Raw genomic sequence first — 14,408 nt, 5'->3', positions numbered from 1 at the left:
TGCGGGCCTTTTTGTGTTCCAGGCGTCGCGACCGAGGGCGGGAGGTCAGAATTTCTGACCTCTGCTGCTAACTCTCAGTTGGTGGCGGCTCCGGTCTGCTCCGAGGCTGCGGCACCGGCACGGTGGGCAGCGGCAAGCCGCTTCACGACACGCTGCATCTCGGTTTCCAAGCGCTCCAGATGCTCGCGAGTCGCGGCCGGGTCGGCTTCCAGGGCGGCCTGTACCGCAGCTGGCGCCAAAGGCAAGTAGACACGCTCTTTGAGTGACGCGGTCGCACGCTCAAGGGCCGTGATCGCGGCAGGTGCCGGTGGTGCCGTCGGAAGGTCAGAAATTTCTGACCTCTGCTCCTGCGCAGGAATCGACGGCGTGGTCAGGTCCTTCGCGATCGAGGCAAGCAGTGAGGCAGTCGGCCGCTTCCTGCCCTGCTCCGCAGCCTGCGCCAAGGCCTCGCTCACCACAGCCTGAGCAGCCTCCAGGCCCTGGATGGCGATCACCTCCGCCATCACCTTGCGGGCCGACGCCCGCGTCAGGTGCTGCGCGAGATCGGGCCCCAGTTCGCTGACGGCCCGGATACGTGCCGCGTCCTGCAGTAGCTCGAACACGTACTTCGGCTCGACTTCGAGTACGCCCGCCGCCCACAGTGAGAAGTTGGTGTGGCCAGCCACCAGGTGCAACTCGCGCTCCTGGGAGACCTCCAGCAGCACCGCCTTGTTCAGGACGGTGAAGTCCTCGGCACGCTTACCGGCGAGGTCGATCTCGTGCAGCCGCTCGGTGACGTACGCCAACTGCTCCTCAGGAGTGCCAGTGATGTCGCCGCCACTGAGAACACGGCCACGAGCGAAGACGCTGGACTCCCGGCCGTCGACCGAATCCTGCTTCGCGACGTCCGACGCTGCGCGCTTTTGCAGCTCAGCTGGGACTGCTGGGTCCACGGACGCGTCCGCAGCCTTCTTCAGACGGCTGTTGCCCGCCTTGATCAGCTTGTTGCCGCTCACGCTTCCACTCCTGACGCCGTAAGGATCCGGTCGTATGCCTCGCTGAGTGCCTGCGCCTCACGGCCCGACGCATCGGTGATCGGCACACATGCGAACCGTGTCTGCTGGCGCACCGAGTGGCGGGGGATCACCAGGTCGTCCCGATAGAGAGACCCGTAGGTGTCCGCCAGGAACTCCCCTATGGCGTCCTTCAGCGTGCTGCGGCCGCCCGGCACTATCGAAGGGATGATCCCGACCACCCTCAAGTCCGGGTTCATGCCCAAGTCCTTGACGAGCTTGATCGTGTTCAGCGCTTCCGCTGCGCCGATACGGCCGTCCTCGTCCAGCGTCGCCGGGATGAGCACGTCGGTGGCCGCCACGAGAGCAGACGTCACCAGCTTCCCGCCGGCTCGAGGCGGCAGGTCCAGAACGCCGACCATGTCCGGCCCGATTACGCCCTTTAGACCCAGGCGCAGCCGGAACTCCAGGCCGACAGCCACGTTGTCTGTCTCCCGGTTCGCGAGAGCCCGCTCCGCAGCGATGACCTGCACGCCTGACCAAGCCTTCCCAGCTTCGGCGAACGCATCCGCGGCCAGGCCGGTCTCTCCCTGCGGATCCAGCGCCAGCAGGTCGTTCATGGAGAATGCCGGAGCCTCGTCGGTGGAAATGCCCAGCTCTGCCGTGAAGGTTCCTCGCGGATCGAGGTCCCCCGCGATGACACCGAGCTTCCGTTTCCGTGCGGCCGCAACAAGGCCCGCGGATAGGGCGCTTTTGCCCACACCGCCCTTCTCGCTGTACACCGCCAGCACTCTGCTCATGTCAGAACCTTCAGTCGATACGCCCAAGTCACGGAGGGAAGAGTATCGACAGGAAGCCCGGAATCTAGGGGCGACCGGCACCTGACAACACGAACGAGCATCAACGACGGTGACTTCGACGCACCCCGTTGTCAGCAACGAGACCCCAAGTTGCTGACACTGGTGTGCACTTGAGCCGGTCAGCGCAGCATTCGCACGACGGAGTCAGTTCGTCGCCGTAGAGCGCCCGCATCACCTCGCTCCACTGCTCGGGCCGTGTCGCGAGTTCCGGCGACCCGGACTGAGAATCGGGGGCGGTGGCACCTGGCACGGGGAGGAACCTTGAGACCGACCTGCACGAACCCCCTGGAACCGCTGGAGAGCTACCCCGACGAACTGCCCCGCCCCGCCAGCGCGGCGACGTGAACCTGGTGAGCCTGCTCAGCATGGCCGACGGCCTCGCCGAGGGTGCCATGTACGACGCTGCGGTTACGAAACAGGTGCGTAGACCTCCGCCGGAGGTAAGGGGCGCGCCGCTAGAATCCGGGCTATGCCAGATGCCCCTAAGCCTTTAGCCGGTCGTCGTCTTCACTTCATCGGAATCGGGGGCTGCGGTATGTCCGGACTGGCCCTTGTGGCCCGGGAGTTGGGCGCGCACGTCACCGGCAGCGACGCCAAGAAGACGATCTACACCGAGTCCCTGGTCCGGAACGGCGTGGGCGGTGTGGTCGTCGGCCACGACCCAGCGAACGTCCCCGATGCCCCGGCCGAGGTCGTGTTCTCCGGCGCGGTACGGTCCGACAACGTCGAGCGGGTGGAGGCCCGCCGTCGGGGCTTGAGGGAGCTGCACCGCTCCGTGTTGCTGACCGAGTTCACGGCGCTGCACGAGACGATCGCGGTCGGTGGCGCGCACGGCAAGTCGTCCACCGCCGCGCTCCTCGCGCACGTTCTGACCACCTGCGGGCAGGATCCGAGCTACGTGGTGGGCGCGCTGCTGCGTCCGCCGGGGGTGCACGCGGCGGCCGGCACGGGCGGCACGCTGGTGATCGAGGCGGATGAGTCCGACAGGAGCCTGCTGAGCTACCGCGTGAACACCGCGGTCGTCACCAATGTCGACCTCGATCATGTCGGGGACACCGGCGCCTACCAGGACATCACCGACGTCGCGAAGGTGCTGGGAGAGTTCGCCACCAGCGCGAAGACCGCGATCGTCTCCGCCCAGGCCGCCGAGCACCTTGGGCCGTTCGTGACCGGGATGACCCTCGTGCGGCCGGAGCTGGTCGACGGTGAGCCGATGCGGTTCCGCCTCCACGGCGAGGACTACGAGGTCAACCAGCCGGGTGAACACCAGCTTCACAACGCCGCTCTGGTCGTAGAGGTCGCCCTCACCCGGGGGTGTGTACCCGAGGAGATCCGGGCGGCGCTGCTGACCTTCCCCGGGCTGGCGCGGCGGTTCGAGCTGCGCGGCCGGACTGCGGGGGGTGCGCGGGTGTACGACGACTACGCCCACCATCCCGCTGAGGTGGCGGCGGCGCTGGCCGCGGCCCGGCAGGTCGCGGGTGAGGGCCGGGTTCTGGCGGTGTTCCAGCCGCACCTGTTCTCCCGGACCGAGCAGTTCCAGGCCCAGTTCCTTGACGCGCTGGCCGCAGCGGACCTCGCATGGGTCGAGCCGGTTTACCCGGCCCGGGAGATCCCCGAGGAGTGGACGCACGTCGCCGAACAGCTCGTTGCCGACGTCGCCGGCCGGGCGCCGCAGACGCGGATGTCGCCCGGCCGGGCGGACCTCGTCCGGCTGCTGCTGGACGAGGCCGCCGACGCCGACGTGGTGATGCTGATCGGCGCCGGCGACGTCAACGCCTCCGCCGAGGCCCTGATCAGCTGACGCTTCCCGCCTGGCATGCGCCCTCCGGCATCCACCCGTGTTCGGGGACGTGCCGGAGGGCGCAGTCGTGTGCCCGCGGGAACGCCGAGGCGACGGCGGCGGCTTGGGCGTCGCCTTCCGGGCCCCAGCCGAGCAGCAGGTTTGCCTGGGCGGCGGGGACAAGGACGCGCTGGTAGATCTCCCCGTTGTCCGGATCGGGTGCGGCGGGCCCGACGTCCAGGAGCGGCGCGGTCATCCGCAGTTGCAGGTACGGTGCGCGCCCGGCCTCGGTGACGTGCTGGAAGCCGAGGACGGCAGGCTGTCCGTGGTGGGCGGCGGCTTCCTCCAGGGTCTCCCGGGCCAGAGTGGCGGACCGGCTCTCGCCGGGCTCGGGACAGCCGCCGGGCAGACCGGGGGCGCCGTGGCGGTCGACGACGACCAGGACCCTGCCGCACGCGTCGGTCAGCCACCCCCACACCTGCCGCACCCGCTCGTCCTCCTCGGCGGTGGGTGTTCGGGCGTGCCAGGTGAACTGGGCGGCCGTGCGTTCGGACTTGGTCGGCCGAGCGCCGGGACGAAGGCCGTCGTGGAGATGCACAGTCCTCTTGCCGAGGATGCCGGCGCGGCTCGCTGCCCTCAGCCGCCCGGCGACCGTGGGAGCAAGCGTCGCCAGGACCTCGCCGAAGGGGACCGTCCGCCACGGGGCAGGCGGGTTCCAGGAAGCTGGGAGAGTCCCGTGCCACGCGACGTGATGAACGAGTCCTTGGGTCGTGGTGTCGGCGACGGCCAGGAGCGTGGCGCCGGGGTCGAGACGGAGGGCGTCGTTCATGGCGTGTACGGCTGTGTCGAGATTGCTCCCGGTTGTCAGGGTGGTGGTGGGCGGGGAGTCATCGGGGCCGATGGTGACGCTGCCGTCTGCCCGGGCCGCGAGCAGGGTGAGGGTGCCGCGGCTCATGCGGCCGGGGCGGGGTCGGCGCCGAAGCGGGCGATGGTCTGGTCGTGCAGGGCGGAGAAAGTTTTCAGACTCCCGTCGTACCCGGCGGTGGCCACCAGCAGGGCCGTGGTGTCCGGGCCGGCCGGGAGTGGCAGATCGCCGTCAGGGCGGACGGTGTAGGCGGGGGTGCCCTCCAGACGGATCAGTTCGGCGAGACGGGCATCGGCGTCGGGCGCTTCACCGCCGGGGACTGCGGCGTCACCGACGGGCAGGATCCACACGGTGTCCGCCTCGGACAGGCCGAGCGCCCATGCGGCGAGGTCGCGCCGGTTCTTGCGGCCCCAGGGGGCGACGGCAATGACGAGGTGCCGGTCGGGGTGGGCCTGGCGCAGGGCCTGGAGGAGGGCGGCGGCCTGGCCGGGCTGGCGCGCGTTGTCATCGACGAGGACCAGCCGGTCGTCGTGGTGCATGGTGCTCATCCGGCGGCGCGGGAGCCGGAAGCCGACGAGTGCCTCGGCGCTGTCGGCGTGGCTGACGCCCAGGTGCAGGGAGGTGACCAGGGAGCAGGCGGCGGCGGTGACCAGGTGACGGCCCGGGGCGGGAACGGTCCATGTGCCGGCGTAGGTGCCGTGCTGGGCGAGGCGGAACGTGGTGCCGGTGGGGTCGATGGAGGTGACGTCGACGTTCCAGTCGGCGTCCTCGCCCACGGTCTGCACCGTCATTCCCGCCGTTCCGGTAAGGCGCGGGGTGAGCAGGGCGGCGACGTCGTCGGGGAGCACGACCATGCTCGGCGGGGTGGACGTCTCGGTGAGGAAGGCGGCGAGGCTGCGCTCGAACCCGGCGGTGCCGGGTCCGAAGAGGTCCTCGTGGTTTTGGACCAGGTTCAGGGCGATGACGATTTCCGGGGTGAGTGCCCGGTAGGCGCCCTGGTACTCGCACGCCTCGACGACGGCCCACTCACCGGCCGCGAGCTGGCCGCCGCAGAACAGTCCGGGGACGTCGGCGCCGATGTAAGCGGAGGGGTCCAGCGGGCTGAGGATCTGGTGGAGCAGGGCGGCGGCGGTGGACTTGCCGAGAGATCCGGCAACCGCGATCAGCTTCTTGTCGTGGGCGGCCAGGAGGTGCTGGACGAACTCCAGGCGGGCCATCGGCTGTGGGCCGCTCGACTGGCGCGGGAGAGCGCCGGTGGCGACGAGGTACTCGGCGCCCTCGGGGACGGTATTGGTGCCAAGGGTGACGTTGATGCCTTCGGCGGCGAAGGCGTGGGTGCGGTGGTTGGGTTCGAGGTCGTCGCCGGTGACGCGCATCTGGGCCTGGTGGGCGAGGGCGGCGGCGGGGGCGATGCCCTTGCCGCCGATGCCGTTGAAGTGGACGTGCCGACCGGCGAGCGGGCGCAGGGTGTCAGGCATGGGTGGTGTCTCCTTGGTCGGTGGGCAGGGTGGTGGCCAGGTCGCACAGGCCGGTGAGTTGTCCGGCGGTGTGCAGGTGCTCGTAGATGTCCCGGTCGTGGGCGGTGTCGATCTCCAGCCAGCCGCCGTCGACGGGCACGGTCGTCGCGCGGCCGCCGGCCGCGAGCCAGGCGGCAAGCAGGGCGGTGGTGTCCCACCGGGCCGCGGCCGTGTCCGTGTGCAGGGATCGGCGGTAGAAGCCGGTGAGGTCAGCGGCACCGGCGGCGCTGAGACGCAGGATGCCCATGAACTGGGCATGGACCTCGTCCAGTGCGGCCGGGGTGCCGCCGATGTCCACCAGCAGCCCCTGCGGGTCGATCAGGATCCGCTCGCAGTCGTCGAGCGGATCGCTCATCCGGGCCTGCCACAGCGTCAGCCACCCGGTGTTCACCGGGAGGCACACGTCCGCAGCGGGCGCCGCGAGCAGGGCGGCGAACACGCGGGGTTCCACGACGATGTCCCCGTAGGTGATGACGGCGCCGTGGTCGAGGGCTCCCGCGTCGGCGGCGGCCAGGAGGCTGGCGGCGATGCTGGTGTGCTCCCAGCGGGGGTTGTGCACGGTGCGGGCGCCGCTGGCGTGGGCGGCCAGTTCGGCCGGACGGTAGCCGGTGACGAGCGTGACCGGGTCGCACCCGGCCGCGTTGAGGCTGTGCAGGAGCCGGGTCAGCAGCGGAACCCCGGCGAGCGGCAGCAGCGGTTTCGGACGGGAGTCGCTCAGGGAGCCCAGGCGTGAGCCCCGGCCCGCAGCAAGGATGACAGCGCGCATGACGAGACGCCCCTCTCGGGTCAGACGGATTGGGGAGCGTGCGTGAGCAGGTGGGACAGGGCGCGGGTCGCGGGCCCCGGCGGCTGCTCACGCTCGGGGTGCCACATCAGCCCCCACCAGGGCAGACATGCGTGGGTGAACGCCTCCACGGTGTCGCCGCCGTCGGCTACGGCGATCACCGGCAGCACGGCGGGCCAGGAGCCGGTGGGCAGGACGTGGCGGTGGTGGGAGGTCACGGTGAACGCTGCCGGCCAGCTCCACGCAGTGGCTCGAACGGCGGTGACCTGGTGCCGGGTTCCGGCGTGCCGTGGTGCGTCGTCGGTCAGACGGGCACCGGCACGCATCGCGATCGCTTGCGCTCCGCGACAGATCCCGATGACCGTGGTGCCGTGTTGTTCGGCGTGGTGGAGCAGCCAGTCCTCGACCGCGTCGCGGGTCGGCGCGTGGTCGGTGGCGCCCGGGGCGGATGGTAGGTCGTTGCCGCCGGACAGGACGATCGCGGTCAACGGCAGCCCGGCCAGCAGCGCGCGGGCCGCGCCGACGTCGTTGGGCACCAGCGCCACCCGGTGACCGGCCAGCAGCGGCATCCACCGCGCGTCCAGGTAGTCGCCCTCCTCGCCGCGCTCGGCGAACCGCACCCGCCGCTGGGTGACGGCGATCCAGCCGCCCGGCCGGGTCACGACAGCACGTCCACACGCCCGGCCGCCGCGTCCACGGCCACCGAGCGGGCCGCGGCCACCAGGGCGTGGGTGGCTGTGCCGACGCCGATCGCGGCCGGGACGCCGAGTTCGGCGCACCGGATCGCCATATGGGAGTTGGCGCCGCCGTAGGCGGTGACCAGAGCCCCGGGCCGGTGGGCGAAGACCCAGTCGTATCCCGGGTCGGCCGCCTCCAGAACGATCACCACCCCGGGCGGGGGTGGATACGACGGGGCCGGGTTGGTGTGCACGGGCCCGGAGGCCTGCCCGCTGGTGACGAAATTGGCCCGGCCCGGCCCCCGCACGAAGCAGTCGAGCGCCTGCGGAGCGGTGACCAGGTCAGGCAGTTCAACGAGGGCGCACACCGCGGCGTTCGCCCGGCGCCGGGTGACCAGGCCCGGCCACCGGCCCGGGGCGCCCGCGAGAAGGTCACCGATGCGCAGGAACCGGACGTCCCCGCTGGGCAGCCCATTTGTCCGGCCGTGGGCGCGAGCGGCCTCCAGCACCGCACTGACCCACTGCGCGTACAGCGCCTTGCCGTACTCCCGGCCGGTGATCCCGGCGCGGCAGAACGCTTCCAGCCCGTTCGCGTCCAGCCCCAGCGGCGCCACCGCGCGCGTGACTGCACCGGAGTTCCTGCCGCTCCACGGCGCCGCGGCCGCGCTCGGCTCGTCCCAAGGGACGGTGAGCAAGGGCCGCAGGTAGCCCTCCGGGTCGTCGCCGTATGCGGGCACAGCCAGGTCGTACGTGCCCGGCCGGATCCACCGGTAGCGGTCCACGAACGCCTCCCAGTCCAGCCGCCCGACCGTGACCTCGCAGGCGTCGCGCCGCAGCGCCGCGGCCGGGGTGCCCAGACCGTGCATCCACTCCTCTCGACGGTCGGCCAGCCCCTCTGCCTCCAGGACACGCAGCAGGTCGGTGGCCACGAATCCCGCCCGGGCCAGGTGCGCGAACCTCAACGCCGCCGTCCGGGCTCCGTTCAGCGTCGCCGCGAGCCGCCCCGCGCCGGCGTCAGCCCGCGTGGGTGCGGCCGCTTGCTCCAGCCACGCGGCATCGTCCAAGAGACGCTGGACCCCGCCGCGCGTGACGGCCAGCAGCTGCTCGTGCAGCCGCCGCCGCGCGCTGCTGCCGATCCCAGCCCCGGCCAGGTATGCCGTCCGGTCCGCGACCCGCGGAGTCCAGCACGTCGCCGCGATCTCGAATTCGACCTTGTCGTGCGCCCCCGGATCCGTCACCAGCCGCTCGCCCATCGCCCGTAGCACCGCGGCCGCAAGGGGCTCGTCCAACCCGGCCGGGACGAACGAGGCGAGACTCGCGAGCGCGTCGACGTACGGGGATCCCGCAACCATGTGCATCAGCCGGGTGCCCCGCAGATCCCGGTAGCCGTAGGCGGCGCGCTGTTCGGCCCAGGTCCGGTCGGTGATCAGCGCGGCGTACAGCGATGCGGCCAGCGGGGATGGGCGGCGGCCGAGCATCTCGGCCGGGTTCCAGTCCGCCATCGTCGACAACACCACCCCGGGCCCACCCGGGGCGAGAGCCCGACGGCCGGCCAAGTCGGCGAGCTGACGCTGTGCGGCGTCGACCATCGCGTGCACACGCTCGTCCCCGACAGCTCGTGCTGCCGCCAGCGGACGGGCCTGGAGCAGGTGCACCGCACCGTCGGCGAGCGCGAGCTCCACATCGAGACGGCTTGTCCCCGCGCACCGCTCGGTCTCTACAGCCGCGTCCAGCAACTGCCGCCCGGCAGACGGCATACCGGGCCGAGGCCCGCGCACACGGCCCTGTGGGCGCCGTACGTACCAGGTCTGTGCCCCCTGGGCCGTCCCCGCGGTCACAGTGTCCGTGCGGCCCGAGACCAGATCGAGGGTCGCCGTGTAGTACGGGGCGCCCGCCAAAGTCCGGGTGGTGACCACCCCGGCCGCCTGCACCGGATCCAGCCACTCCTGGACCAGGACCCGGGCGTCAGGCCCGTGGGCACAGTAAGAGGCGAACACCTCCCGCACCGCGTCGGCGATCGCGCCGGGGGCCGCGGGCATGGGCACGGGCACGCTCAGGTAAGCGCCCGCACCCGACTGCTCCCACCCGTCCTCTCCGTCCGAGCAGGACCGAACGATCACCGCCCGCCCCGGGTACTGGGCGGACACCTCGGCGATGACCTGGTGGGAATCCTGCTCCCACCGCTGCCAGAGCACCGACAGCCCAGCGTCCACCCGGACCCCGGCCAGCAGCGGCGCCAGCCTCCGCAGCGATACGTCCTTGCCGCCCAGGAGCAGCCGCGCCCGCATCTCGCCGACCTGCCAGGGAACCAGCCCCGGCCGTGGCCCGGCCAGCGGCACCCGGTGCTGCGCCACCAGGTGCCGAGCCACCGCGGCCGCGCTCATACCCGTCGGGACGCACCCGCTCTCCACGCACCGTGTGTGTGCCCGAAGGGCCATTGGCCCGAAGCTGTACGCCCGGCCCTGCGCCGACTGGCCGGTCCACACGCCGACCCCGTGCCAGCCAAGGAAGGCCCGCCGTAGAGCCTCGGATGGCAGCCGCGAACTCCTCGTCCGGGAACAGTTCCCCGAGCCGGTCGCGCACCGCCACCGGCAACGGCACCGCGCGTCCGTAGTTCTTCGCCCGGACCGCCCGCGTCACCACGGGATCCGGCTCCGGCCACGACCGCGGCTCCAACGACACGACCACTCCCACCCCGCGACCGGGGATCAGGAAGGAACCGGCCGCAGCACCAACCGTGCCAGCACAATCAAGCCGCTGTCAGCCCACAACCCGAATGGGCAACAGGGTCGAACGGTACGTCAAAGACCAGATCCGCCGGCCCCGCCCGGAGCTCGCCGGGCGCCTGGCGGACGCCGTCCGCGCCCGCTGGCAGCCCCGCGTCCGCGAACAGGCCCGCCGACAGGCCGCCACCACCACGGGCATCATCATCGACACCCGGGCCCGGTTCGGGTTCACCGCCGCCCCCGGCACCACCGACGACGCCCGCCTGCGCCATCTCACCCTCGCCCTGCCACCCGCCTGGGCCGCCCGCCTCCCAGACGCCCAGGCTGCCGGCGCAGGCGAGAACGAGCTGCGCGCGATCACCGCCGAAGGCCTCGGGGAGACGTACTTCCGCGACGGCGGCCGCCGCGCCCAGGGCCTGATGGTGGAGTTCACCGACGTCGAACAGCTCGACTTCGACCTGTAGCAACCATCCGACCGGTCCCGGCCACCGGCTCACTGCTCTGGCCTACGAGGGTGTCTCGAGGAGCGGCAGGAGACGGGCGAGTGCCTGCTTGCAGTTTGCCGCCGTTCGCACCGCCGCCTCGTGTGCACCCAAAGGCGCGTCGGCAGGGAGCTGGGCCGACGCGTGGAAGGCCAACTCGTTGAGGGCGGCTTCCCGGGTTCCTGAGCCCGGATCCACCGGCTTGATTCCGGGTTGATCGTTTCGGGGTCGTGCAGGCTGTGTCGGGGCTGAGTTGCGGATTCGGGCATGGGGCGGCCGCTGGTCTGCCCAGCTCTTCCACTTTGTCCACGGGTCTCGGGCCCATTCGGGCAGGTCGGTCAGGGAGCGTCAGAGGACTGGTGGTGCGTGCACGATGCTGAAGAGCTGGGCGAAGTCCTCCCTCCAGGGCCAGCGTTCGGGCAGGTGCAGGGTGAGGCGGCGGGCGGAGCGGGCCAGGCGGGCGGGCACGTTGATCAGGTGGTCACGGATGGTGGCGGTGGTCGCTTTGGCGTGGAACGTGGAGGCCAGGGCGCCGGCGGCGCGGGTGAGGTTGTGTGCCAGGGCTGCCAGGGCGAGCCAGGCGGCATTGGCCTGGAAATGACCGGACGGCGCGTGGGCGAAGGCGCTGTTCTTGACATCGGCGATCACCTGCTCGACGACAGCGTGCCGTCGGTGATCGCGCTCGGCATCGGCCAAGGAGAGTGGGGAGTCGGTGAACGCGGCGTGGTAGCGCCAGGTATCGAAGAGCGTGCCCTGCCCGGCGGGGACGCCACCGGCGTTCAGGCGTTTGACGCGGCGTACGATCAGACGGGCGGTGACCTGCTGCTTCTTCGGTTTGGAAGTGAAGGCGGTGTAGGGGACCTCGGCTATCTCGGCGTCGGAGATCCAGCACTGGCCCTCCTCGTCCCAGACCGCCTTGGGGTATTTGATCGGCGTCCAGGCGTCCTCGTCGATGCGGGCGATGGCGGCCTTGACGGAAGCGTTCATCCGCACCGTGACCGAGAAACGGGCGCCCAGCGTCCGGCAGGCATTGATGACGTCGGCGCCGTAGAACGCGGAGTCCGCGCGCATCACCAGCAGGCCACTGGCGCCGCAGGCACGGGCGGTGCGGATGGTCTCGGCCACGAACGCCGCCGCCCCGCGTGCGGAGTTCGAGGGCCCTTTGCGCAGCCTGGTGGCGGCGATCACGGGGGCGGACAGGGGTGTGGAGACGATACCGAGCAGTGCGTTCAGGCCCTTGACCTTGCTGTATCCGTACCCGGTGCCTTGTTTGGCGTAGCCGTAGGTGCGGCGGATGGTGTCGTCGATGTCCACGTAGGCGGCCTGGTCCGCGCCGGGCAGCAGTGGGGTGTGACGGGCCAGTTCGGGCAGGAACCGGCGGGCCACGGCGTGCAGTTGCTTCACATGCCCGTGCGTGAAGGAGCGCAGGAACGACCCCAGCGTGGAGGGGGCCCGCACTCCGCAGAACAGGCGGCCCATCGCGCCGTGCCGCAGCCGGTCCATGTCCTCGATGCTGTCGGCGCCCGCGACCATGCCGCCCACCAGCGACATCAGCTTCGCCGCGGGGAAGGCACCGGTGCCGTCCTTCGAGGCCGGCAGACGGATGTGCTCCCCGGCCAGAGCCGGCAGACCGCACCGCTCGGCCAGCCGCACCACCGGCTCCAGCCCGCCGTACGCGATCAGGTTCGGATCATCAAACGCGGATGAGACCGCCGCCGCGGCATGGGAAGATTGCATCTCGGAAGTGCCTTGCTGATCGTGCCTGATGTGGTCCTAGAGAAACCCCATCATCGCAGGTCGCAAGGCACTTCTTCGTTTCCGGAAGAACTATCCACAGGCATCAGCCGGTGGATCCGGGCTGAGGGGAGGTCGAGCACGTCACGCTCATCGACACGGCAGCTGTAGATAGCTGCGGGGCTGATCATGGTGTGGTGTCGGCGAGATCGCTTCGGCCAGGTTCCAGCAGTTGACGTCCTCGAGCTCCATCAGCATGGCCCGAGCCATCCGCGCGAACGTCTCCCGGGTTTCGGAGCGGGCGAAACAGCCGGCCACCGAGGCCGGCAAACCCTCCAACGCGAGGTCGTGGCCTTCATGGTCCACCGTGACCGATGCGGCCGTCTCGTTCTGATGTCGTGTCAGTCCACGTCATGATCAAGGCGGCCGACCTCGCGCCCGCTGCCACCCCCGTCACACCGCTGACCAGCCGTGACGAACACCGACAGAGCTGTCTACAGCTGCCGTGTATGAACCGCCTCAACTGATCCACACGTTTTGACAATTACTCGGCGGTTCGGGGCCGGCCTCTCATCTGGTCCAGGATGTAGTCCTCCACCGACATGGCTTGATGCTCTGCGGTGCCGGTGTCTGCGGGCGTGCCTGCGGGAGGGGCTGCGCGGGTGGCCGTGTGCGGGGGCGGGGGCGGGCCGTCGGCGGGCGGTGTGCCGGCCGTCCTTGTTGTGCTCTCCTCGCTCTCGTGTGTCGGGCCTGTGGCAGGGTGCGCGGCGGGCTTGTCGCCGAGGCCTTCGGGGTCCTGTCCGGCTGGCTCGTCGGCGTGGTCGCCGGGCCAGGTCGCCGCGTCGCGTGCCGGGTCCTGTTGCTGTTCTTGTTCCGGTGTGGTGGTGCCGGGGCGGCTGGTCTCGGCGGCTGGCTGCTGCGCGGGCTGTGGGGTGGGGGCGCCTTGCGGGACGGAGTGGCGAGGGGTGCCTGCGGGGGTGGGGCGGGGCCGCTTTCGGACCGGTGGGGGCGAGGTGGGGGTGGGCGCGCGGCGGCGTCGGGCGGATTTGTCGGGCTGCGGAGGCGGGCCTGCGTCTTGTTGGGTTTCCTCGGCCTGCTGGTCCCGGCGCCGGCGCTGGCGCCGGGGCTGGTCGGTGCCGTCCTGGTGTGTGTGGCGTGGCTGGGCTTCCGGGTCAGGCCCGGTCCCGCTGCCGGAGGCGGTCGGTGCAGGGTTTTGCAGGAGTCTGCGACGGCCGTCATTGTCGGGTTCCGACAGGTGAATGCCGTGCTGTCGCAGCAGGGCGATATCGGCCTCCGCCAGCTTTCTTTGGCCGCGCAGCATATTGTACAGAATTTTGCCGATGGGGACGGTGGAAGGGGTGTCGCTGCCAGGAACGGCAAGAACCGCCGTGTTTCGCGGTTTGGGGAGTGTATTGCTGCGGTCTTCGCTTCGCCAGTGCAGGAGACCGGCCACAAACTGTTCGATCGGCCACTCGTGTCGACGTGTTTGGCCTGCCTGGCGGACAATCCTGTGGAAGCCGTCCACTTCCTCCATGTGGATGTTGCGCTCTTCCAGTCCCTCGATCAGGTAGGGAGATGCGTATTCCACACCCACACTTATCAGTTGTTTTATTTTCGTACCAATGGGGACACGTTCGCACCTGCCGGTGTTCGGGATACGGACGCGCACCATGCCCCCCTTTGGGGGGATTTTGGTGCAGTTTTCTTCGTCGGGGCGTTCGCTGTCGCGCCACGCGTCGATGGCGGCCAGGATCAGTTCATCCGTCCACTTAATTTTGCGGTGCTTCGGGCGGTCTTGTTGGGTTTCCTCGGCCTGCTGGCCCCGGCGTCGGCGCTGGGGCTGGTGCGGTTTCGGTTGCGGGTGGTGTGGGGGTGGCTGGTCGGGTGTGTTCTGGGTGGGTGGTTGGTGGGTGGTGGTGGGTGTGTCGGGTGGGGGTGGTGGGCCGGTGGTGGGGTGGGGTTGTGTGGGGGCTGGTTGTGGGGTGGTGGGG

General features: G+C 70.7%; 10 protein-coding genes and 2 pseudogenes. 3 read left to right on the top strand and 9 right to left on the bottom strand.

Annotated elements, in window-relative coordinates:
• Positions 1 to 74 precede the first annotated feature (74 nt).
• Together OHB41_RS51020 and OHB41_RS51015 are read right to left on the bottom strand one after the other, a co-directional pair.
• Entirely contained in the window at positions 75 to 995 is a 921-nt protein-coding gene (locus tag OHB41_RS51020; RefSeq protein WP_266709510.1) for a hypothetical protein, read from the bottom strand.
• Positions 992 to 1,792, bottom strand: a complete 801-nt coding sequence (locus tag OHB41_RS51015; RefSeq protein WP_266709508.1) for a ParA family protein — start codon at positions 1,790 to 1,792, stop codon at positions 992 to 994. The genes OHB41_RS51020 and OHB41_RS51015 overlap by 4 nt, the downstream gene beginning before the upstream one ends.
• A gap of 529 nt (positions 1,793 to 2,321) precedes the next feature.
• Between OHB41_RS51015 and OHB41_RS51010 the strand changes: the two genes are divergently transcribed.
• The gene (locus OHB41_RS51010) at positions 2,322 to 3,653 is read left to right on the top strand and encodes a UDP-N-acetylmuramate--L-alanine ligase (protein ID WP_266709506.1); all 1,332 of its coding nucleotides are present in this window, start codon (positions 2,322 to 2,324) and stop codon (positions 3,651 to 3,653) included.
• Here the strand turns inward: OHB41_RS51010 and OHB41_RS51005 are convergent.
• From OHB41_RS51005 to OHB41_RS50985, 5 genes and pseudogenes are all read right to left on the bottom strand, one after another.
• Positions 3,646 to 4,587, bottom strand: a complete 942-nt coding sequence (locus OHB41_RS51005; RefSeq protein ID WP_266709504.1) for an NUDIX domain-containing protein — start codon at positions 4,585 to 4,587, stop codon at positions 3,646 to 3,648. The genes OHB41_RS51010 and OHB41_RS51005 overlap by 8 nt on opposite strands.
• Positions 4,588 to 5,795: 1,208 nt before the next feature.
• Positions 5,796 to 5,975: pseudogene (locus tag OHB41_RS52905) on the bottom strand (Mur ligase domain-containing protein); the annotation flags it as partial.
• On the bottom strand, positions 5,968 to 6,780 hold the full coding sequence (locus tag OHB41_RS50995; protein WP_266709500.1) for a phosphocholine cytidylyltransferase family protein: 813 nt from the start codon (positions 6,778 to 6,780) through the stop codon (positions 5,968 to 5,970). The gene OHB41_RS50995 and the pseudogene OHB41_RS52905, both read right to left, overlap by 8 nt.
• 20 nt (positions 6,781 to 6,800) lie before the next feature.
• Entirely contained in the window at positions 6,801 to 7,460 is a 660-nt protein-coding gene (locus tag OHB41_RS50990) for a gamma-glutamyl-gamma-aminobutyrate hydrolase family protein (RefSeq protein ID WP_266709498.1), read from the bottom strand.
• Entirely contained in the window at positions 7,457 to 9,859 is a 2,403-nt protein-coding gene (locus OHB41_RS50985) for a PEP-utilizing enzyme (RefSeq protein ID WP_266709496.1), read from the bottom strand. Before OHB41_RS50985 ends, OHB41_RS50990 begins: the two co-directional genes overlap by 4 nt.
• Positions 9,860 to 10,263: 404 nt before the next feature.
• On the opposite strand from OHB41_RS50985, the pseudogene tpg reads away from it, so the two are divergent.
• Positions 10,264 to 10,665, top strand: a pseudogene (gene tpg / locus OHB41_RS50980) (telomere-protecting terminal protein Tpg); the annotation flags it as partial.
• Positions 10,666 to 11,031: 366 nt separating this feature from the next.
• Here tpg and OHB41_RS50975 read toward each other — a convergent pair.
• Both OHB41_RS50975 and OHB41_RS50970 read right to left on the bottom strand, forming a co-directional pair.
• On the bottom strand, positions 11,032 to 12,420 hold the full coding sequence (locus OHB41_RS50975; protein WP_266640015.1) for an IS1380 family transposase: 1,389 nt from the start codon (positions 12,418 to 12,420) through the stop codon (positions 11,032 to 11,034).
• A 147-nt stretch (positions 12,421 to 12,567) separates the two neighbouring features.
• A complete protein-coding gene (locus OHB41_RS50970) occupies positions 12,568 to 12,783 on the bottom strand; it encodes a hypothetical protein (RefSeq protein WP_266709491.1) in 216 nt (71 codons plus the stop codon).
• A gap of 898 nt (positions 12,784 to 13,681) precedes the next feature.
• Between OHB41_RS50970 and OHB41_RS50965 the strand changes: the two genes are divergently transcribed.
• On the top strand, positions 13,682 to 14,408 hold a 727-nt coding region (locus OHB41_RS50965; RefSeq protein ID WP_266709489.1), incomplete at its 3' end, for a hypothetical protein.

This window comes from Streptomyces sp. NBC_01571, from assembly GCF_026339875.1.
In the GTDB taxonomy this organism is placed as follows: Bacteria; Actinomycetota; Actinomycetes; order Streptomycetales; family Streptomycetaceae; genus Streptomyces.
This window is presented reverse-complemented; position numbering and strand designations above follow the sequence as displayed.